19 protein-coding genes are annotated in these 20,896 nt (G+C 72.4%); 9 read left to right on the plus strand and 10 right to left on the minus strand.

Going from position 1 to position 20,896, the window contains the following annotated elements; all coding sequences use genetic code 11:
• The first annotated feature begins 167 nt into the window (after positions 1-167).
• A complete protein-coding gene (gene groL / locus HD595_RS20590; RefSeq protein WP_253771380.1) occupies positions 168-1,793 on the plus strand; it encodes a chaperonin GroEL in 1,626 nt (541 codons plus the stop codon).
• A 106-nt stretch (positions 1,794-1,899) separates the two neighbouring features.
• Here the strand turns inward: groL and HD595_RS20595 are convergent, their stop codons facing one another.
• From HD595_RS20595 to HD595_RS20610, 4 genes are all read right to left on the minus strand, one after another.
• A complete protein-coding gene (locus HD595_RS20595; protein ID WP_253771382.1) occupies positions 1,900-2,901 on the minus strand; it encodes a hypothetical protein in 1,002 nt (333 codons plus the stop codon).
• Between the two features lie 5 nt (positions 2,902-2,906).
• Complete coding sequence (locus HD595_RS20600) at positions 2,907-3,440, minus strand: RNA polymerase sigma factor (protein WP_253771384.1); 534 nt, start codon at positions 3,438-3,440, stop codon at positions 2,907-2,909.
• Positions 3,441-3,752: 312 nt separating this feature from the next.
• Positions 3,753-4,283 carry a YbhB/YbcL family Raf kinase inhibitor-like protein gene (locus HD595_RS20605; RefSeq protein ID WP_253771386.1) on the minus strand — a complete coding sequence of 177 codons (531 nt, stop codon included), beginning with the start codon at positions 4,281-4,283 and terminating at the stop codon, positions 3,753-3,755.
• 74 nt (positions 4,284-4,357) lie between these two features.
• Positions 4,358-5,566 carry an ROK family protein gene (locus tag HD595_RS20610; RefSeq protein WP_253771388.1) on the minus strand — a complete coding sequence of 403 codons (1,209 nt, stop codon included), beginning with the start codon at positions 5,564-5,566 and terminating at the stop codon, positions 4,358-4,360.
• 159 nt (positions 5,567-5,725) lie between these two features.
• On the opposite strand from HD595_RS20610, the gene HD595_RS20615 reads away from it, so the two are divergent.
• From HD595_RS20615 to HD595_RS20635, 5 genes are read left to right on the plus strand one after another with little or no spacing between them, the layout of a single operon-like run.
• Positions 5,726-6,757 carry a sugar ABC transporter substrate-binding protein gene (locus HD595_RS20615; protein WP_253771389.1) on the plus strand — a complete coding sequence of 344 codons (1,032 nt, stop codon included), beginning with the start codon at positions 5,726-5,728 and terminating at the stop codon, positions 6,755-6,757.
• A gap of 36 nt (positions 6,758-6,793) precedes the next feature.
• Complete coding sequence (locus HD595_RS20620; RefSeq protein WP_253771391.1) at positions 6,794-7,771, plus strand: ABC transporter permease; 978 nt, start codon at positions 6,794-6,796, stop codon at positions 7,769-7,771.
• Positions 7,768-8,556, plus strand: coding sequence for an ATP-binding cassette domain-containing protein (locus HD595_RS20625; RefSeq protein ID WP_253771393.1), 789 nt, complete (start codon positions 7,768-7,770; stop codon positions 8,554-8,556). The genes HD595_RS20620 and HD595_RS20625 overlap by 4 nt, the downstream gene beginning before the upstream one ends.
• Positions 8,557-8,594: 38 nt before the next feature.
• The gene (locus HD595_RS20630; RefSeq protein ID WP_253771395.1) at positions 8,595-9,476 is read left to right on the plus strand and encodes a sugar phosphate isomerase/epimerase family protein; all 882 of its coding nucleotides are present in this window, start codon (positions 8,595-8,597) and stop codon (positions 9,474-9,476) included.
• Positions 9,473-10,147, plus strand: a complete 675-nt coding sequence (locus tag HD595_RS20635) for a nucleoside/nucleotide kinase family protein (RefSeq protein ID WP_253771397.1) — start codon at positions 9,473-9,475, stop codon at positions 10,145-10,147. The genes HD595_RS20630 and HD595_RS20635 overlap by 4 nt, the downstream gene beginning before the upstream one ends.
• Before the next feature lie 57 nt (positions 10,148-10,204).
• Here the strand turns inward: HD595_RS20635 and HD595_RS20640 are convergent, their stop codons facing one another.
• On the minus strand, positions 10,205-12,244 hold the full coding sequence (locus HD595_RS20640) for a HelD family protein (protein ID WP_253771399.1): 2,040 nt from the start codon (positions 12,242-12,244) through the stop codon (positions 10,205-10,207).
• Positions 12,245-12,361: 117 nt separating this feature from the next.
• Here HD595_RS20640 and HD595_RS20645 point away from each other — a divergent pair, with 117 nt between their 5' ends.
• Complete coding sequence (locus HD595_RS20645) at positions 12,362-12,694, plus strand: hypothetical protein (protein ID WP_253771400.1); 333 nt, start codon at positions 12,362-12,364, stop codon at positions 12,692-12,694.
• 225 nt (positions 12,695-12,919) lie between these two features.
• Here HD595_RS20645 and HD595_RS20650 read toward each other — a convergent pair whose 3' ends face one another.
• The 4 genes from HD595_RS20650 to HD595_RS20665 all read right to left on the minus strand — a co-directional run bounded on the left by HD595_RS20650 (position 12,920) and on the right by HD595_RS20665 (position 19,122).
• A complete protein-coding gene (locus HD595_RS20650; RefSeq protein ID WP_253771402.1) occupies positions 12,920-14,572 on the minus strand; it encodes a DNA repair helicase XPB in 1,653 nt (550 codons plus the stop codon).
• 71 nt (positions 14,573-14,643) lie between these two features.
• Positions 14,644-15,036: a hypothetical protein gene (locus HD595_RS20655; RefSeq protein ID WP_253771404.1), complete on the minus strand. Its 393-nt coding sequence runs from the start codon at positions 15,034-15,036 to the stop codon at positions 14,644-14,646.
• Between the two features lie 88 nt (positions 15,037-15,124).
• On the minus strand, positions 15,125-16,606 hold the full coding sequence (locus HD595_RS20660) for an AMP-binding protein (protein WP_253771405.1): 1,482 nt from the start codon (positions 16,604-16,606) through the stop codon (positions 15,125-15,127).
• A gap of 80 nt (positions 16,607-16,686) precedes the next feature.
• A complete protein-coding gene (locus HD595_RS20665; RefSeq protein WP_253771407.1) occupies positions 16,687-19,122 on the minus strand; it encodes a helicase C-terminal domain-containing protein in 2,436 nt (811 codons plus the stop codon).
• A 56-nt stretch (positions 19,123-19,178) separates the two neighbouring features.
• Here HD595_RS20665 and HD595_RS20670 point away from each other — a divergent pair, with 56 nt between their 5' ends.
• Positions 19,179-19,355, plus strand: coding sequence for a hypothetical protein (locus HD595_RS20670; protein WP_253771409.1), 177 nt, complete (start codon positions 19,179-19,181; stop codon positions 19,353-19,355).
• A 20-nt stretch (positions 19,356-19,375) separates the two neighbouring features.
• On the opposite strand, the gene HD595_RS20675 is transcribed toward HD595_RS20670, so the two are convergent.
• Entirely contained in the window at positions 19,376-20,050 is a 675-nt protein-coding gene (locus HD595_RS20675; RefSeq protein WP_253771411.1) for a TetR/AcrR family transcriptional regulator, read from the minus strand.
• A gap of 209 nt (positions 20,051-20,259) precedes the next feature.
• Between HD595_RS20675 and HD595_RS20680 the strand changes: the two genes are divergently transcribed.
• Positions 20,260-20,877 (plus strand): HAD family hydrolase, encoded by a 618-nt coding sequence (locus tag HD595_RS20680; protein WP_253781254.1) that lies wholly within the window; start codon positions 20,260-20,262, stop codon positions 20,875-20,877.
• Positions 20,878-20,896 lie beyond the last annotated feature (19 nt).

A 20,896-nucleotide genomic window follows, 5' to 3' on the forward strand; every position in this document is an offset into this window, starting at 1 on the left:
TCGACCGGGTAGAGTGCTAAACAGTTCGTTGGCACTCTCTGTTCGTGAGTGCCAGCACCTGGGATCGGGACGATGGGGTCCGCCATACGGAGACGCGGACCCTCATGCCGTCGCGGGCGTCGGCTCGATCCGCCGCAAGCCACCCTGCATCTGGGAGGTCCAGCCTTATGGCAGCCAAGATGATCGCGTTTGACGAGGACGCCCGGCGCGGTCTCGAGCGCGGTATGAACCAGCTCGCCGACGCCGTCAAGGTGACCCTCGGCCCCAAGGGCCGCAACGTCGTGCTGGAGAAGAAGTGGGGCGCCCCCACGATCACCAACGACGGTGTCTCCATCGCCAAGGAGATCGAGCTCGAGGACCCGTGGGAGAAGATCGGCGCCGAGCTGGTCAAGGAAGTCGCCAAGAAGACGGACGACGTCGCGGGCGACGGCACCACCACGGCCACCGTGCTCGCCCAGGCGCTGGTGCGCGAGGGGCTGCGTAACGTCGCCGCCGGCGCCAACCCGATGGCCCTGAAGAAGGGCATCGAGTCCGCCGTCGAGCGCGTCAGCGAGGAGCTGTCCAAGCTCGCCAAGGACGTGGAGACCAAGGAGCAGATCGCCTCCACCGCCTCCATCTCCGCCGCCGACCCCGAGATCGGCTCGCTCATCGCCGAGGCGATGGACAAGGTCGGCAAGGAAGGCGTCATCACCGTCGAGGAGAGCAACACCTTCGGCCTCGAGCTCGAGCTCACCGAGGGCATGCGCTTCGACAAGGGCATGACGTCGATGTACTTCGTCACCGACTCGGACCGCATGGAGGCCGTGCTCGAGGACCCGTACATCCTCATCGTCAACTCGAAGATCTCGGCCAACAAGGACCTGCTGCCGCTGCTCGACAAGGTCGTGCAGTCCGGCAAGCCGCTCCTGATCATCGCCGAGGACATCGAGGGCGAGGCCCTGGCGACCCTGGTCGTCAACAAGATCCGCGGCCTGTTCCGCTCCGTGGCCGTCAAGGCCCCGGGCTTCGGTGACCGCCGCAAGGCCATGCTCGGCGACATCGCCATCCTCACCGGTGGCCAGGTCATCGCCGAGGAGCTGGGCCTGAAGCTGGAGAGCACCACGCTCGACCAGCTCGGCCGCGCCCGCAAGGTCGTGGTGACCAAGGACGAGACCACCATCGTCGACGGCGCCGGTGACCCCGACGCCATCGCGGGCCGCGTCAACGAGATCCGCGCCGAGATCGAGCGCACCGACTCCGACTACGACCGCGAGAAGCTCCAGGAGCGCCTGGCCAAGCTGGCCGGCGGCGTGGCCGTCATCAAGGCCGGCGCCGCGACCGAGGTCGAGCTCAAGGAGCGCAAGCACCGCATCGAGGACGCCGTCCGCAACGCGAAGGCGGCCGTCGAGGAGGGCATCGTCCCCGGCGGTGGCGTGGCGCTGCTGCAGGCGGGCGCCAAGGCGTTCGACAAGCTGGAGCTCAACGGCGACGAGGCCACCGGTGCCGCGATCGTCCGCAAGGCTCTGGAGGAGCCGCTCAAGCAGATCGCCGTCAACGCCGGCCTCGAGGGCGGCGTCGTGGTGGAGAAGGTCCGCAACCTCACGCCGGGTGAGGGCCTCAACGCCGCCACGGGCGAGTACGTCGACATGTTCGCCTCGGGCATCATCGACCCGGCCAAGGTGACGCGCTCGGCGCTGCAGAACGCCGCCTCCATCGCGGCGCTCTTCCTCACCACCGAGGCCGTCATCGCCGAGAAGCCGGAGAAGACCCCGGCCGCCCCCGCCATGCCCGGCGGCGGCGACATGGACTTCTAAGTCCTTCTCGCGAGCACCCTCACGCAGCACAAGGGCGGCCCGTCCGGCACCGGACGGGCCGCCCTCGCGCGTTCCAGGGGATCAGGCCCTGGTGACGGCGTCGGGGTCAGTCCTTGATGACGGCGTCGCGGGGGCCGCCGAAGAGCGGGTTGCGGTCGTAGCGCTGCTTCGAGACGCACAGCCAGACCTCGCCCTCACGGGCGTCCAGGGCATCCCAGACCACCCAGTCGTCGCCGACCGTGGCAAGGGGGCTCGTCCGGTCCTGGAGGTACCTTTCGCCGAGGCCGTCGGGGCCGGACATGACCATGAAGGTGATTTTCAGGCCACGCTTCCGGATCTCCGGCATCACCTCCCCGACGGTCTTCTCGTCGACCCGGTAACCGGCGAGCGTGCCGTCCTTGGTGGTCGCCAGACGCATTCCGGACCCGTCGACCTCCTTCAGCAGGGGCCGGTCGGGGACGAACTCGCAGGGCCCCACCGGGTCCTTCATGAGGATGGTGCTGGTGCCGCCCTGTCCGATGGTCCAGACGAAGGTCTCGCCGGGCCTGAACAGCCGGGTGTCGATGCGCATCTGCCAGCCCTCGGTCTCACCCGGGATGTTCTCGGGCGTGGAGTAGAGGCCGCGCGGAACGTCCTCCACATACTGGGTGCGCGGCCGCTCGCACCTCTTTCCCAGGGGGACGTAGTCCACCATGGCCGGGACGCCGAGCTCCTCCAGCCGCCTCCTCAGCCCGTCCGCGTCACTGAAGTCGCGGACCTGGATCGTGACGACCCCGTGGTCGTCCTTGGTGACGGCGTAGGAGGGCGTCGCGCCGCCGGCTCCGCCGAGCAGGCTCGGGCCGACGACGATGCCGCCGGCCAGGGCCGCCGCGACGGCGAGCCCGGCGGCCAGCCGCCCGAACCCGCGTCGGCGCAGCGGCGAGACCGAACCCCCCGCGAGCGGGTCCTCCGTGGCCGGGCTCGCGACGATGGAGGCCAGCAGCGTCCGCGCCCCCGCGCCGGACGGGTCGGCTCCGGACGCGCCGGGCTCGACCCGGGCCAGCGCCCTCGTCAGGGCCTCGACGTCGTCCCCGCCCCGCGTCATGTCCTGCCTCGTGTCCTTGGTCATGTCGTTCACCGTGACCTCTCCGCCGGGACGAGCCGGCGCGTCGTCGTCAGGGGGACGTCCGCCTCGGCGAGCGCGCGGGCGAAGCGTTTGCGGGCGCGGTGGAGCCGGACGCGGACGGCGTTGCGGGTCAGGCCGAGCACCGTGGCGATCTCCTCGCGGCCCAGCCCCTCCCAGGCGACCAGCGACAGCAGCTCGCGGTCGTCGCCGGGCAGGCCGCGGAACGCCCTGGCGATCGCGTCCAGCTCGACCCCGCCGTCGGGGCGCCGTCCGTACAGGTCGGCCACCTCGGCGTCGAGATCGGCGTTGCGCTCCTGGCGGTAGCGGCCGGTGCGGCGGCGGTTGGCCAGCACCTTGCGTGCCACGCCGTACAGCCACAGCGTGGCCTGCTCGCCCTCGGGTAACTCGTCCACGCGCCGCCAGGCGACGGTGAAGGTGTCGGCCACCACGTCCGCCGCGTCCTGCGGTGAGTCGCAGCGGCGTGCGGCATAGGCCGTGATCCGGCCGTATGTCTCTTTGTAGACGGCCTCGAATCTGGCCATCCGGGGGTCATCCACGGGCGGTTCCCATGACAGGCTTCCTTTGTTCGTCCTGGTGCGGACAACTGTGCCTATGTAGGGGAAACGCCGACCATTACCGGGTCGGAGAGGAAATCTGGCCCGTGGGCGGGGGATGACCACGCGGGCGGCCCACGGGGCGCCGTCACGGCGCCCCGCCACGTGCGGGTCAGAGGCCGTCTCCCTGGAGGCCCTCAGCCATGGTCGGCGGGTGGCGGCCGGGTCGGCTGTGCCGTAGCAGAAAACGCTTCTGAGAGAGCCCCGGGGATGACGGCGGGTTCGGCGGGCTGAGGAGCGTCAGACCCCGAAATGCGGGACGATGTGGCCGCGGGCGAGCGTGTTGGCGGTGATGGTGAAGCCGACGACCGCCGGGCTGGCGTCGGTGTCGACGCCCAGGCTCTCCACGCCCAGCGCGTGCACCGTGTACACGTAGCGGTGCGGGTCGCCGGGCGGGGGAGCGGCGCCGCCGTACTCCTTGCCGCCGTAGTCGTTGCGGGCGTGCTTGGCCCCCTGCGGCAGGCCCTTGAACTCGGGGCCCGTGCCGGCGCCCGTGGGCAGCTCCGTGACCGAGGCCGGGATGTCGTACAGCACCCAGTGCCAGAATCCGCTGCCCGTCGGCGCGTCCGGGTCGTAGCAGGTGACCGCGTAGCTGCGCGTCTCGGCCGGCGCGCCCGACCAGCTCAGCGCGGGCGACAGGTTCTGGCCGGTCATGCCCCAGTCGTTGAAGACGTGGAGGTCTCCCAGCCTCTCGCCGTCGGTGATGTCGTCGCTGCGCACCTGGAGCGCCGGGACCGACGGCAGGTGTTCGTGCGGCAGGGGTGCGGGCACGGTGTCCTCCTTGCGTGGCGGCTTGAGAGGTCTTTCCCGCCATCCTAGAAGCGGCGCGCGGGGTGATCGACGGCTCAGGTCGTGGCGCGGTCCACGAGTTCCTGCACGCGCTCGGGCGAGTAGATGCCGTCGACGAGGAGCTGGGCCAGGCCGAGCACGCCCGCGTGCGGGTCGAGGTCGCTGCGGACGATCTGCAGGTTGCGCGTGGCCAGCGGCAGCGACCGGCGGTAGACGATCTCGCGGATGCCGGCGAAGAGCAGCTCGTCGGTGTGGGCGAGCTGGCCGCAGACCGCGATGACGCGCGGGTTGAACAGGTTGACCATGTCGGCGATGGCGCCGCCGAGGATGCGGGCCGCGCGCCGGGCGAGCCGCACCGCGACCGGGTCGCCGGCGCGGATCAGGCGGACGGCGTCGTCCACGGTGGCGACCTCGCGGCCCTGCTCGCGCAGGTCGCGCACCAGGGCCCAGCCGCCCGCGTACGCCTCCAGGCAGCCGGTGTTGCCGCACCGGCACACGGGCGGATCGTCCACGTCGGGCACCGTGACGTGGACGTGGCCGACGTCGCCGGCCGCGCCGTCGGCGCCCCGGTGGACCTGGCCCCCGGCGATGAGGCCGGTGCCGACCCCCGTGCCGACCTTGACCATGAGCAGGTGCGGGACGTCCGGGTAGCGCAGGCGCTGCTCGCCGTACGCCATCGCGTTGACGTCCTTGTCGACGAGCACGGGGCACGCGTACTGCCCGGCGAACCAGCCGCGGATGTCGAAGCGGTCCCAGCCGGTCATGATCGGTGGGCTGATGACCCGGCCGGACGCGAAGTCGACCGGCCCGGGCACGTCGAGCCCGATGCCGAGCACCGCCTCCGGGGGCCGGCGGATGTCGTGCAGGATCTCGGCGAAGAGCTTCTCCACGATCGTGAGAATGCTCTGGGGGCCCGCGGTGACGTCGGCCTTGGCCTCGCGCTCGTTGCGGACGTGCCCGCCGAGGTCGCACACCGCGGCCCGCAGCGCGGTGGCCCCGATGTCGGCGACGAGCAGCACGCCACGCGCGCGGTTGACCACGAACTGGCCGGCCGGGCGGCCGCGGGTGCGCGCCTCCTCCGGGCCCGGCACCAGCAGGCCGGCGGCCAGCAGCCCGTCGAGCCGCTGGTTGACCGTGGTGCGGGAGAGCCCGGTCAGGCGCGCCACGTCGGACTTGGTCAGCCCGTCGGGCACGTCGCGGAACAGGCTGAGGATCTCGCCGCTGCTCACCCCCATCCTCGGTGTGGTGGGGCCTGTCGTCGTCATAGCACCACTGTAGCTATGACGGTGACTACTCGTAAGTCAAGCATCTTTCGACAGATAAAGTCGAAAGAAGGCTTGTCAGGCGTTAGAAGTCCGGTTTACGGTCAGGACATCTACCCGGGAAAGGGACGACCGATGTATGCCAACGCCAGAGGCCGCCGCGTGGCGGCAGTCGGTGCGATCGCGGCAGCCGGCGCGCTCGTACTCGGATCGTGTGGCTCCGGCGGGTCCACCGAGGCGGCGGCCGCGAACGGCGCGCAGGCCGCGGGCGGCGCCGCCCAGAACTACGCGGCGGTCATCAAGGGCCTGGACAACCCGTTCTTCCAGACCATGAAGCAGGGCATCGACGACCAGGCCAAGACGTCGGGGGCGACCGTCACCGTGCAGTCGGCCAACTCGATCACCGACACCACCGGGCAGGCGGACAAGCTCAACGGCCTGGCCGGCCAGGACTTCTCCTGCTACATCGTCAACCCGATCTCCGGCACGAACCTCATCCAGGGGCTCGCCAAGCTCTCCATGATGAACAAGCCCGTCGTCAACATCGACAGTCCTGTCGACCCGACCGCGGCCAAGAGCGCGAACGTCAAGCTCGCCACGTACGTCGGCACCGACAACCGGGAGGCCGGCAAGATGGCCGGGCAGCGGATGACCGAGGTGCTGCCCTCCGGCGGCGACGTCGCGGCCATCGGCGGCATCGCCGGCGACGTCACCAGCGGCGCCCGGATCGAGGGCTTCCACCAGGGCGTCGGCAAGAACGTCAAGGTCGTCCAGACCGTGGCCGCCGACTGGGACCGCCAGACCGCGCTCACCGCCGCCACCAACGTGCTGCGGGCCCACCCGAACCTGGCCGGCTTCTTCGTCGCCAACGACGACATGGGGCTCGGCGTGGCCCGCGCCGTCGCCGACGCCGGCAAGACCGGCAAGATCAAGGTCATCAGCGTGGACGGCATCAAGGACGCCCTGCAGGCGGTCAAGGCCGGCACGCTGGAGGCCACCGTCGCCCAGTACCCCTACACCATCGGCCAGATGGGCGTCGAGGCGTGCCAGGCCGCGACGAGCGGCAAGACGCTGCCCGCCAGCGTCGCCGCCCCGGTGGAGCTGGTCACCAGGAGCACCGCCGACAAGGCTCTCGCGTCCACGCCCAAGCCGTTCGGCCCCTACGAGGACCCGTACAAGGCGCTCACCCAGTAGTTCAGACCGCGACGCACCCGCGGAGGAGAGACCTCCATGACCAACACCACCACACTGCGGGCCAGTGGAGGACCGAACTGGTCCCACCGGCTGAAGGACGCCGGGTTCTGGGCGGAATGGGCCGCCCTCGTCGGGCTGCTCGTCCTGGTGATCGTCTTCCAGGCGCTCAACCCGACGTTCCTCAGCCCCGGCAACATCGCCTCGATGCTGGTGGCCGCGGCCATCCTCGTCATCCTGGCGGTGGGGCAGACGTTCGTGATCGCCACCGCGGGCATCGACCTGTCCATCGCCTCGGTGATGACGCTCGGCGCGGTCGTCTTCGGCCAGATGTACCAGGCCGGGCTCGGGCTCGGGGTGGCCTCGCTGATGGCCGTCGTGTCCGCCGGGGCGGCCGGGGCCGTCAACGGCGTCATCGTCGCCCGCGGCAAGATCACGGACTTCATCGTGACCCTCGGGATGCTGTCGGCGGCCTCGGGGCTCGCGCTGATCCTGTCCGACGGCAAGCCGGTCACCGTCATCGACCCGCTGCTCCTGCGCCTGTCCACCACCGGCATCGGCATCTTCGGCTGGTCGTTCGTCATCGCGATCGTGGTCGCCGTGGTGGCGCACGTGGTGCTCTTCCACACCCGCTTCGGCACCCACCTGCTGGCCACCGGCGGCTCGCCCGAGTCGGCGACGGCCATGGGCATCAGCACGGCCCGCATCAAGATCGCCGTCTACCTGATCAGCGGCCTGCTCGCCGGGCTCGGCGCGATCCTGCTGGTCGGCCGGATCGGCGCGGCCGAGCCCGCGGCGAACACCGCCTTCCTGCTCAACTCGGTCGCCGCGGTGGTGCTCGGCGGGGTCAGCCTCTTCGGCGGCCGGGGCACGATCGTCGGGCCCTTCTTCGGCGCCCTGCTGCTGATCGCCCTGGTCAACGGGCTCACCCTGCTCGGCGTCTCGCAGTTCTACCAGCCGCTCGCCGTCGGCATCGTCGTGGTGCTGGCCGCGCTCCTCATGAGGTTCCAGAAATGACCGAACAGCCGCAGGTCGCGGAGAAGACCGCACAGCCGCCGCGGGACGTGCTGCTGTCGTGCGACGACGTGTCCCTGTCCTTCGGAAACGTCCGGGCCCTGGTCGACGTCTCGCTGACGTTGCGGCCCGGCGAGATCACCGCCCTCGTCGGCGACAACGGCGCGGGCAAGTCGACGCTGGTCCGCTGCGTCTCCGGCATCCACCGGCCGGACCGCGGCACCATCACCTTCGACGGCGCCCGGACCGACTTCCACTCGCCGGAGGACGCCCGCGAGGCGGGGATCGAGACCGTCCACCAGAACCTGGCCCTCGTCGAGGACCTCACGGTGTGGCAGAACCTGTTCCTCAACCGCGAGATCGTCCGCCGGCTGGGCCCCGTCGGCCTGCTCGACCGCCGGGCCATGCAGTCCCGGGCCCGCGAGATGGTCGCCACGCTGGCCGTCAACGTGCCGGCCGTGGGCTCGCGCGTGCGGCGGCTGTCCGGCGGCCAGCGCCAGGCGGTCGCCATCTGCCGGGCCGCCGGGTTCAGCTCCAAGCTCGTCATCATGGACGAGCCCACGGCGGCGCTCGGCGTCCAGGAGACGGCCCGCGTCGAGGAGCTCGTCTTCCGGCTGCGCGACGAGGGCCACGCCGTGCTGATCATCAGCCACAACTTCGCCCAGGTCATACGGCTCAGCCAGCAGGTGTGGGTGATGCGCGCGGGCCGCTGCGTCGGCGGCCGGCGCACCGCCGAGACCACCGGCGAGGAGATCGTCGGCCTGGTCACCGGCGCGATCGGCTCCTGACCGCATCCAGAACCCTCCGACGAAAGAAGGCACGTTCCATGGCCACCGACAACCCGGCCAACCCGATCGGCGTCCACGCCCTGGTATGGGTGGGCGACACGAGTCCCGCCGCGCTGGAGCTGGCGATCGGCAAGACGAAGGCCGCCGGGTTCGACCTGCTGGAGATCTCCCTGCACGACTCGGCGAACCTCGACGTCGCGGCGGCGCGCGAGGCGCTGACGTCCGCGGGTCTCGGCGTCGCCTGCTCGCGCGGCCTCGCCTTCGACGCCGACGTCTCCAGCGACAACCTCGCCGTGGTCGAACGCGGCGAGAAGCTCCTGCACGACTCCCTGGCCGTCACGCGCGGGCTCGGCGGCACCCACTTCACCGGCGCCCTCTACAGCGCGCTCGGCAAGTACGGCCACCCGCTCACCGCGGCGGGCCGCCGCAACGTGGTGACCGTGCTGCGCCGCCTGGCCCAGGAGGCCGCCGGCGAGGGCATGACGCTCGGGCTGGAGGTCTGCAACCGGTACGAGACCAACGTGGTCAACACCGCCCGCGACGCGCTCCGGCTCGCCGACGACATCGGCGAGGACAACGTGCTCATCCACCTCGACACCTACCACATGAACATCGAGGAGGAGGATCTCGTCCGGCCCGTGCGCGAGGTCGGGGACCGGCTAGGTTACGTCCATGTGGGTGAGAACCATCGCGGCTACCTCGGATCAGGACACATCGACTTCACCGCGTTCTTCCACGCGCTCGGCGACATCGGCTACCGGGGGCCGATCACGTTCGAGTCGTTCTCCTCGGCGGTCGTGATGCGCGGCCTGTCCAACGACCTGGCCATCTGGCGCAACCTGTGGACCGACGGCGAGGACCTGGCCCGCCACGCCCGCGCCTTCATCGCCGGCCAGCTCCACGCGAGCCGCGCCCGATGACGCTCGACGACCTGGTGGCCCGGGCCCGCGCGCTGGCCTCCGGCGGGCGCCGGGCGCTGCTCGGCATCGCCGGCGGGCCGGGGGCGGGCAAGTCGACGCTCGCCGAGCACCTGCTGCGTGAGCTGCGGCAGGCGCCGCCGCCCGGGCAGCCGCCCGAGTGGGTGGCGCACGTGCCGATGGACGGCTTCCACCTGGCCGACGTGGAGCTCGACCGGCTCGGGCGGCGCGAGCGCAAGGGCGCTCCCGACACCTTCGACGCGGCCGGGTACGCGGCGCTGCTGCGCCGGTTGCGCGCGGACGAGGAGGACGTCGTGTACGCGCCCTCGTTCGAGCGCGTCCTGGAGCAGCCGATCGCGGGCAGCATCCCGGTGCCCCGGGCCGCCCGGCTCGTCATCACCGAGGGCAACTACCTGCTGCTCGACGAGGGCGACTGGGCGCGCGTGCGGCCCTGCCTGGACGAGGTGTGGTACTGCTCGCTCGACCCGGTGGAGCGGGTGCGCCGGCTCGTCTCCCGGCACACGAGGTTCGGCAAGGAGCCCGACGCGGCCGTGGCCTGGGTGATGGGGACCGACCAGCGCAACGCCGATCTGATCGCCACCACCCAGGACCGCGCCGACCTCGTCGTGCCCGACCGGCTCCTGCGCTCGCTGGGCGACGACCCCGACGCCTGAGCGCGCTCAGGCCGTGAGCTGGGCTGAGCGTGGTCAGGCCGTGAGCTGGGAGCGTGGTCAGGCCGTGAGCTGGGCCGGGAGCGGCTTGCGGTGGACGACCGTGAGCGTGGTGACGGCTCGGGTGAGCACCACGTAGAGCCGGGCCAGCCCCCGGGGCTCCGCCTCGACGATGTCGGCCGGCTCCACCACGATCACGTGGTCGTACTCCAGACCCTTGGCCAGCGTCGCCGGCACCACGAGCAGCCGGTGCTCCTCGGCCGAGTCGGGCGACAGGACCGCGTGGGCGAGGCCGGCCCCGGCCAGCGTCGCGGCCACCTCGGGCACCAGGGCGTCCGGCGCGATGACGCCGATGGACCCCTCGCGGCCGAGCGCGTCCCGCACGGCGGCCAGGACGTCGCCGCCCTCCCTGTCCTCTCCGTCCTCGCCGCTCTCCCGCACGGACAGCGAGCCGGCGCCGGGACGCAGCGAGCGGGGCGCGGCCAGGCCCGGCGCGATGGACGGCAGCAGGCGGGCGGCGTAGTCGAGGACCTCGCGCGGCACGCGGAAGCCCAGCGTCAGCTCCGTGACCTCGCCCTCCTGCCCGAGGTGCGTCAGCACGGCCTCCCACGTGGTCGCCGACCACGGTGTGGTGCCCTGGGCGAGGTCGCCGAGCACGGTGGCCGAGCCGTTGCGGCAGCGCCGGCCGAGCGCGCGAAGCTGCATCTCCGACAGGTCCTGCGCCTCGTCCACCACCAGGTGGCCGAGCGAGGGCGTGCGCTCCATGAGGTCGGCCAGCTCGTCGAGCAGCGCCGCGTCGGCCGCCGACCACTTCGCCGACTTCCAGCTCCGGTACGGCTTCGCCCAGAGCAGCCGCTCCTGCTCCTCGGGCGACAGGTCGGCCTTGGCGGCGCGGGCCAGGAACTCCGGCTCGGACAGCAGCCGGAAGAGCACCTGCTCGGGCGTGAGCTTGGGCCAGACCGCGTCGACGAGCTGCCGTACCGGCTTGGAGCGGGCCACGGCGTCCTGCACCCGGTCGTCGGGCGACTCGCCGCGCTGTTCCATGCGGACCAGCACCTGGTGGGCCAGCCGCTGCGCCAGCGCGGCCCGGCCGGGGGCGTAGCGGGTCGTGCCGCGCAGGGACGCGACGATCTCGCGGACCTCGTGGTCAGCCACCCGGTAGCGGTAGGCGCCCTTGGTGAAGACGACGCCCTCCTCCGGCTTGACGACGTGCAGCCACAGGGCGCGGTCGAGGACCTTCGCCATGCGGGCGTCGCCCTTGACGGCGGCCACCTCGGGGTCCTCGGGCGCGGCGTGCTCGCCGAGCAGCCCGGCGACCGTCGTCTGGTCGACCTTGACCTCGCCGAGCGCGGGCAGCACGGAGGAGATGTAGGACAGGAACGCGCGGTTGGGCCCGACGATCATCACGCCGGAGCGGGCCAGCCGCTCGCGGTGGGTGAACAGCAGGTAGGCGGCCCGGTGCAGGCCCACGGCCGTCTTCCCGGTGCCGGGCGCCCCCTGCACGCACACGGTCTGGGCCAGCGCGGAGCGGACGATCTCGTCCTGGTCGGGCTGGATGGTGGCGACGATGTCGCGCATGGGGCCGGTGCGGGGCCGCTCGATCTCCTCGGTGAGGATCCGGGAGGGCCCGATCTGGCCGCCCTCGGCGAGCGGCTCGTCCTCGTACGCGGTGAGCGCGCCGCCGTGGTAGCCGAAGCGGCGCCGCCGTACGACGCCCATGGGCTCGGCGGGGCTGGCCTGGTAGAACGCGCGGGACACCGGCGCGCGCCAGTCGATGACGAGGGGGCGGCTGGTGCCGTCGTGGACGTGGCGGCGGCCGACGTAGATCGTGGTGGGCAGCTCGTCGCCGCCGGAGCGGTCGAGGCGGCCGAAGAACAGAGGAGTGTCGGGGTGGTCGGCGAGGGCGGCGACGCGCTGGTCGAGCAGGCCCTGGAGGATCTGCTGGGACACCCAGTCGCCGGCGGCGTCGGCGGAGAGGGACTGGGCGTGGGCGCGCATCGCGCGCAGCGCCTCGCGTGACTCGGCCAGATGGGCCTGCTCGTCGGCGAGCACGTCGGCGGGCGCGTCGGGTATGTCGGGGGCCAACTGGTGTGCGGGCATGCGAAAGCGCCTCCCTCAGGAGTGTCGGCGGTGGAGGTGGTGCAAGGTAGCGAGCCGGACAGTTTAGTGGGAGCTCCGGGATGCTTCCAATGGATTTACCCGGGGTAGGCACAGGGCGTGGGACGCGTACGGCTTCGCTTCTCCCCCATCATCCCGACCATCGCCAGCTTTCTGCTGGCCGCGTTGTGGGGGCTGTCGGTGTTCGCCGGCTGGGGCATGGAGGCGTTCTGCCCGGGAGGCGGGCCGGAGGACTGTCCGCAGCGGCTCTACCTGGTCTCCACGGTGTCGGGCCTGTTCGCGGTCCTGGCGGCGTGCTGCACGGCGGGGGCGTGGCTGGTGCCGACGGCCAGGCGTGACGCGCGCGCGTTCACCTGGCTTCTGGGGGTGGGTGTGGCGGCCTGGATCGCCGCCGAGGGGGTGCTGTTCCTCGGCGGCATGCTGGCCAGGTAACCAACCTGGAAGATGTCTGGCAAAACCGAGAAATTCGGGCATATCAGGTGGGATTGCTCGATCATGGGGGTATGTCGCCAGCGGTTCAGTAACGGCGGCGGATCGCACGCAGAGGGGGGTGGTTCGATTGTCGACGGCCCGCGGAGTCTCGTGGACGTGACCAACGCCGGTGCCCGGCCGCGCCGCGGCCGGGTCATCAGCGGCTGAGCCCCGCGCGGTCGAGGCTCAGACCCCGCCGAGCACGTCGTCGGCGTCGATGATCTGGTACGCGTACCCCTGCTCGGCCAGGAACCGCTGGCGGTGCGCCGCGAACTCCTGGTCGACCGTGTCCCGGCTGACCACCGTGTAGAAGCGCGCCCCGCCGCCGTCGGCCTTGGGCCGCAGCACCCGGCCGAGCCGCTGCGCCTCCTCCTGGCGCGAGCCGAACGTGCCCGACACCTGGATCGCCACCGCGGCCTCCGGCAGGTCGATCGAGAAGTTGGCGACCTTGGACACCACCAGCACCTGGATCTCCTTGTCGCGGAACGCCTGGTAGAGGCGCTCGCGCTCCTTGACGCGGGTCTCGCCCTTGATGACCGGCGCGTTGAGGTGCTCGCCCAGCTCGTCGAGCTGGTCGATGTACTGGCCGATGACCAGCACCTGCTCGCCCAGGTGGCGGCGGACCAGCGCCTCGGTGACCCGCGTCTTCGACGGCGTCGTGGCGCAGAAGCGGTAGCGCTCCTCCGACTCGGCCATCGCGTACGCGAGCCGCTCCTCGTCGGTGAGCGTCACCCGCACCTCGACGCAGTCGGCCGGCGCGATCCAGCCCTGGTTCTCCATCTCCTTCCACGGCGCGTCGTAGCGCTTGGGGCCGATGAGGGAGAAGACGTCGCCCTCGCGGCCGTCCTCGCGCACGAGCGTCGCGGTCAGCCCGATGCGGCGGCGGGCCTGGAGGTCGGCCGTCATGCGGAAGATCGGCGCGGGCAGCAGGTGGACCTCGTCGTAGACGATCAGGCCCCAGTCGCGCGCGTCGAACAGCTCCAGATGGCTGTAGACGCCCTTCCGGCGGGTCGTCATCACCTGGTAGGTGGCGATGGTGACCGGGCGGATCTCCTTCTTGGAGCCGGAGTACTCGCCGATCTCGTCCTCGGTGAGCGAGGTCCGCTTGATCAGCTCCTGCTTCCACTGGTGGGCGCTCACCGTGTTGGTGACCAGGATCAGCGTGGTGGCGCGGGCATGGGCCATGGCCGCCGCGCCGACGATCGTCTTTCCCGCGCCGCAGGGCAGCACGACGACGCCGGAGCCGCCGTGCCAGAACGCGTCGGCGGCCTCCTGCTGGTAGGGCCGCAGGCTCCAGCCGTCCTGGGCCAGGTCGATCGGGTGGTGCTCGCCGTCGACGTAGCCGGCCAGGTCCTCGGCCGGCCAGCCGAGCTTGAGCAGCGCCTGCTTGACGTTGCCGCGGTCGCTCGGGTGCACGACCACCGAGTCGGCGCCGAGGCGCTCGCCCAGCATCGGCTGGATCTTCTTGGAGCGCAGCACCTCCTCCAGCACGGCCCGGTCGCTGGAGGTGAGGATCAGGCCGTGGACCGGGTCCTTTTCCAGGCGCAGCCGGCCGTACCTGGCCATGGTCTCGGCGACGTCGACCAGCAGCGCGTGGGGGACGGGGTAGCGGCTGTGGCTGATGAGGGCGTCCACGACCTGCTCGGCGTCGTGGCCCGCGGCGCGGGCGTTCCACAGCGCGAGCGGGGTGACGCGGTAGGTGTGGACGTGCTCGGGAGCGCGCTCCAGCTCGGCGAACGGCGCGATGGCCTTACGGCACTCGTCCGCCTTCTCGTGGTCGACTTCGAGCAGCAGCGTCTTGTCCGACTGGACGATGAGCGGGCCGTCGTTCACGGACATCCTTCCTCCGGGTGACCCTTATCCAACACATCCGGAGGCGAGAACAGTCCCCGAACGGCGAAACGCCCTGCTCAGTCGTCCAGGTAGCCGTTGGCGCCGAGGGAGAAGAAGACGCCGATCGTGAGCGCGAAGCCGAGCCCGTACAGGACCCAGCTCCAGGTGAGCAGGTCGCGCCTGGTCTTCGCCGGGGTCTCGGCGCGCAGGGCGAGCCCGGCCAGGATCGAGCCCGGGATGGCCAGGACGTTGCAGCAGCCGACGATCGCGAGGAGGTTCAGGACGAGCGCGACGAGCGCGGCGGCGTTCACGCCGTCGCGCCGGGGCGGGGGAGGGCCGAAGGGAGGTCCGTGGTCGTAGCCGTAGCCGTAGCCGTAGCCGTGGCCGGGCGGGGGTCGCTCGCCGTACGGGGCTCCGTACGGCTCGTAGGGGTACTGGGGGTACTCGCCGCCGGGGTTCGCGTGACTCATGCTCACCTCCTGAAGGTCAACATTTATCACGACATGTCGGCGGAGCTCGCGGAGCTCGCGGAGCTCGCGGAGCTCGGTGGCGGCGCGATCAGGGGGAAAGACGGGCGCGCAGGGCCTTGCGGTCGAGCTTGAGCACGCTCGTCACCGGGATCGCGTCCACGAACACCACCTCGCGCGGGTACTTCACCCGTCCGACCCGCTCCCGCGCCCACGCGATCAGCTCGTCCGCCGTCACCGTGCGGCCCGGCATGAGCTGCACGAACGCCACGACCTCCTCGCCCAGACGCGGATCGGGCCGGCCCACCACGCCCGACATGACCACGTCGGGGTGCTCGTTCAGGGCGTCCTCCACGTCGCGCGGGAAGACGTTGAAGCCGCCCCGGATGATCAGGTCCTTCTTGCGGTCCACGACGTAGAGGTAGCCGTCGTCGTCCACGCAGCCGATGTCGCCCGTGCGCAGCTCGCCGTCCACCAGCGCCGTGCCGCCCGGGTCGGGCTCCTGCTCGCCCCAGTAGCCCAGCATCAGCGACTCGCCGCGCACGCAGATCTCGCCCACGTCGCCGCACTCCGCCTCCTCGCCGGAGGACTCGCGGATCGCGATCCGGTAGCCGGCCAGCGGCAGGCCCACGCTGCCCACCCGGCGCCGGCCCGGCGGGTTGAACGTGGTGACCGCGCTGGTCTCGGTCAGCCCGTAACCCTCCAGGATCTGCGTGCCGGGCATCCGGCGCTCGAACTCCTCCAGCGCGTCGCGGCCCAGCGGAGCCGCCCCGCAGGTGAGGAACGCGAGGTCGGGCAGCGGGTGCTCCTCCAGCGGCTCGGCGAGCAGCATGTGCAGCATCGCCGGCACGACCGTGCCGTAGCGGACCCGCTGCTCCGCCGCCAGCGACAGGAAGACCTTGGGGTCGAACCAGCGCATCAGCACCGCCTGCTGCGGCGCCGTCGCGTGCATCCCGGCGACGGTGACGATCAGCCCGTACGCGTGGGAGAGCGGCACCGGCACGATGGCCCGGTCGAGCCCCTCCTGGTGGGACATCTCGAAGGCGTCCTTGCCCACCTGCCAGAGGCCGCGATGGCTGAGCATGACGCCCTTGGCCGTGCCGGTGGTGCCGCCCGTGTACATGAGCGCGGCCAGGTCGCCCGGGTCGCGCGGCACCGGGCCGTGCTCGGCCGCCCGTTCCAGCTCGGCGGTGTCCACGAACACGCGGACCCCGGTCGCCGCCTCCTCCACGACCGGCAGCAGCTCGGGCGAGGTCACGACGGCCGTGGCGCCGCTGTCGGTCAGGATGTGCCGCAGCTCCGCCGCGCCCACGAGGAACACCACGGGCGTCACGACCGCGCCCGCCGCCCAGAGCGCCTGGTAGACGACACCCACGTCGGGCGAGTTGGCCATCATGACCGCGACCCGGTCGCCGGGCCGGACGCCCGCCTCGACGAGGCCGCCGCACACCCGGCGCGCGCGCTCGGCCAGTGCGTGACCGCGGTGCCAGACGCCGTCGTAGAACACCGCGTCGTGGTCGTCGAACCGCTCCCACGCCTCCTCGGCCAGCCGGCCCAGTGTCAGCTCACCCACGGGTCCAACCTCGCGCGATCATGACCCGCAGTCAAGGGTTGTCAGGACATATGGGCCACTTCGGTGCTCCGCCGCCGTCGTCAGGACAGCCCGGCCACACCGGTGATGCGGTGCAGGGCGAAGCGGTGCACGGCCGCCCTGGTCTCGTCGTACGCCGTCAGGTACCCGCCCTCCATCCGGGCGGGTTCGAGGATGCGGGACGTGGCGTTGCCCTGGGAGTCGAGGTAGCCGATCCACACCCGCACGCCCTGCTTGATGGCGTCCTGGAGGGCGGTGATGGTGCTCGTCGCGGGGCCGCGCGGGATCGCGCCGTCCGGCGCGGCGACCGGCTCGCGGCGGGCCAGGTGGGCGGCGTCGCCGGCCCGCAGCGCGCGGACGGCCGCCGCCGCCACCTCGGGGTCCAGGCCGTTGGAGGCGGGCACGGACCGGGTCTGCGCCGGGCCCTCCGAGCGCCGGCCGTCCAGCCGGGAGACGATCACGTCGCCGTCGAGCGACTCGGCGACCGGCGCGTACCCCATGGCGCGCAGCGAGTCGACCAGCGCGGCGCGCGAGGTGCGCGAGGCGATCACGGTCGGCGCGAGCCGGCGCAGCCGCAGCGAGGCGGAGCGGCGGTCGGCGGTGATCTGGTCGAGCAGCGCCGGGTCGTCGCAGCGGATGTACGCGCCGGCCGTGCCGACCCGGATGCGGCCGTGGCGCCGCGCCACGTCGGCGACCAGGTACGACAGCGCCTGCGGCACCGGTGTCGCGGAGTGGCGTTCCAGGGCGGCCAGCAGCTCGTCGGCGCCCTGCCCGGCGTCGAGCGCGCGCCGGACGGACGCGTCGCTGAACCGGTAGACGGTCGCGCCGCCCTTCGACTCGACGTCGGCGGCGAGCGTCATCCAGCGGTTGAGCTCGCTGGTCAGCGGGCCGGGGGCGACGGCGGTGAGGTCGGCCTGGAGCAGGACGTGGTCGACGGGCTCGGGCAGGAGCGGCGCCAGCACGGCCGCGGGATCGACGGCCACGGCCGCCTTCGCCGCCGCGCCCTTGGTCCCCTTCGAGCCCGCTGCCTTCCCCGCGCGGGTCCTGGTGCTCTCCTCGGCACCCGGGCCGATCCCCGCGCTCGCCATCAGGGCGCGGCCGTGCCCGGACAGCACGCCGAGACCGGTCACACCCACCTGTTCGGCCTCACGCAGCGCGAACTCGACGAGCTGCTCCCGCAGCGGCCCCCTGCGGCGCGGCTGCTGCCAGGCCATCCGGTCGAGCACCGACGCGCGGGACGGCGCGAGGCCGGGCGCCGAGGCGAGCACGCCGAGCGCCGCCGCCCGCACCACCGGCGCGGCCGTCCGGCGCAGGTCGGGATGCAGGGCGTTGAGCGGCCGGTCGCGTTCATCCCGCTCGCCGACCAGGCCGGGCACGCGGTCCATGTGCAGCCAGGTGAGCGCGAGCGTCACCCACCGATCGGCGGTCGACCGGACCCGCCACAGGTCGTAGCCGGTGGTCGGCAGCCACTCGCCGTCGACGCCGCCGCCCTGGGCGACGAGCCCGGCCGCGTGCGCCACCTCCACGGCCAGCGCCGCCACCCACTCGGGCACGTCCAGCTCGGTCGTGAGGCGCTTCATGTCGCGCACGCCGAGACCGCCGGTGCGCAGCACGCCGGGCGGCTCGAAGCTCCAGCGCTCGCACAGCTCCTCGACGACCCGGACGAACGCGAACGCCTGGCCGGCCGCGGTGCGGTCGGCCAGCTCCTGGTCGCGCGCCGTCCCCTCCAGGGCGGGCGGCGCGGCCGGCAGGTCGCGGTGGACGCGGCCACCGCGCAGGTGCAGGCCGACCTCGCGGGGCAGCGTCACGCTCTCCTCGCCGGTGGCGGCCAGCAGCCCGCGGGCGAGGAGTTGCTCGATGGGGGAGCGGGCCGATCCGACGCGCACCTCGCGGCGGGCGTTGGGCACCCGGCCCGTCGCCGGGCCCCAGGCGAGCTGGTCGAGCGCCGCCCTGGCCTCGCCGGAGACCTCCTCCAGCAGCTTGGCCGGCTCGGCGAGGGCCGCGGCCAGCCGCTCCTTGCCCGTGCCGGTGGTGCCGGGCGCGATGTCGTCGGCCATCTCGTCGAGCTGCTCGGGCGGGTGGTGCCGGAAGACGTCGGCGACGGGCGGTCCCAGCCCGGCCGGGTCGTCGAGCGCCTTGCGCACCCCGGGCGCCAGGTCGAGCGCGTCGTCGGGGCCGTACACGAGGGCGAGGTCGCGCAGCCGGTCGAGCGCGGCGCCGAGCGCCGGCTCGGGCTCGCCGGCGGCGAGCGCGCGGCCGACCAGGTCGGCCAGCGTCTCCCTCGGCGAGGGCCCGTCCTGAACGGCCAGCGTCTCGACGACGGCCAGGGTGAAGCGGTCGAGCCGGTCGAGGGCCCGGCCGATCGCCGACGGGCTGCCGGCCCGCGCGGCCAGGCCCTCCAGGTGCGCGGGGACCGGAGTGATCAGCTCGGGGCGCGCGGACACGAGCTCCCGCAGCTGCTCGTCGCTGCGGGCCCTGATCCACTCGGTGAACTCCATCGATGCCATGGTATGTCCACCAGATCGCGTCACCATGGCCGCGCACGTGACCGCGTGTGTCAGCGAGGCCGGCGGGTCAGGACGACCGGGTGGCCGCGTGGCCCGGCGGGATCGGCGTGCCGGCGGCCGGGGCGGCCGCATGGGTCATCCGGGTCGGCCTGCCGGTGGCCCTGTGGGTCATCCGGGTCGGCGTGCCGGTGGCCCTGTGGGTCATCCGGGTCGGCGTGCCGTGAGGACCAGGGTGGCCGCTGGGTCAGCGGAGCCGGGCCGGGGTGGGTACCAGGCCGAGCGCGAGGCACACCCAGGCCGCGACGAACCGGTCCTTGTCGGCGTGCCCCGGCGCGTCGCCGACCGTCTCCTGGAACATCCGGTAGTGGACCACGGCGCCCCCGAGCACGGCCGCGATGCCGCTCCAGTCGACGTCGGCGTCACGGTACTCAGGCTGGGTGGAGAACCACGTGGTGATGGCGTCGAATATGGGCTGGAGCAGCCCCTCCCGCACCACCGCCACCAGCTCGGGGAACTGGCTGAGGTCGCGGAAGAACACCCGGGTCAGCTCGGACTCCTCGCGCACCTTCGCCAGCCCGGCGCGGCACAGCCGGGTCAGCCGCGCCTCCAGCTCGACGGAGCCCTCCATGTCGCCCAGCTCGGCCAGGCTGTCGGCCACCTGGGTGCGGGTGCGCGCGGCGTGCTCGTTGATGGCCGCGGCGAGCACCTCGTACTTGGACCTGAAGTGGCGGTAGAGCCCGCCCGCGCCGGGGGACAGGCCCGAGGCGGCCTCGATCTCGGCCACCGACGTGGCGGCGTAACCGCGCTCGGCGAACAGGCGCAGCGCCTCGTCGATGATCCGCTCGCGCGTGCTCACGGCGGGGCGGCCCCCGGCCCTGGCCGGCCCGCTCCCGGCCGCGGCGGCTGGCGATCTGGTCATGTCCTCGGTGACACCTCCGTGAGGAGCGTAGTCGTCACAGCCTGTCGCGGCCGGAGCAGTCGTGCGGTCGCAGGCCGCGAGGCGGTTCCCAAGGCGTCGGTACGCGGTAGTCGCCCCGATAAGTCAATGGCGTTTCCGTCCATTCCCACCGTGGCACAACAAGGCCGGTTGTGGGTAACTCTGCGGTGTTTGGCATCCTGCAGCGTGTGATGACTTCTGTGGGTTTCGACCTGGACCTGACTTTGGCGGATACGCGTTCCGGTATCGCGGCCGTCTTCGACGAGCTGTCGGCGCGGGTGGGCGTGCCCATCGACAGCGACGCCATCATCACCCGGCTCGGGCCGCCCCTGGAGATCGAGCTGGCCAACTGGTTCCCGGCCGACGAGATCCCCGCGGTGGCGACGCTGTTCCGGGAGATCTATCCGCGGGTGGCCGTTCCCATGACCACCTCGATGGCCGGGGCGCGGGAGGCGATCGCGGCCGTGCGCGACCGCGGCGGCCGGGTCATCGTGGTGACCGGCAAGAACGTCCACGACGCGGTGCGCACGGTGAACTCCCTCGGGTTCGAGGTGGACGAGGTCGTCGGATCGCTGTTCGGAGCGGCCAAGGGAACGGCTCTCGCGCGCTTCGGCGCCGCCGCCTATGTTGGTGACCATGTCGCCGACATCGAGGCGGCGCGGGCGGGCGGCGCCGTCAGCGTGACGGTGGCGACCGGCCCCTACACGGTGGAGGAGCTGCGTGATCACGGAGCCGATGTGGCGCTGGGAGACCTGACCGAATTCGCCGCCTGGTTCGCGGGCTGGCGCCCCCACGACGAACTCGTGTAATTGCTCCGTAATTACCCGG

Source organism: Nonomuraea roseoviolacea subsp. carminata, from assembly GCF_024172185.1.
Classification (GTDB): Bacteria; Actinomycetota; Actinomycetes; order Streptosporangiales; family Streptosporangiaceae; genus Nonomuraea; species Nonomuraea roseoviolacea.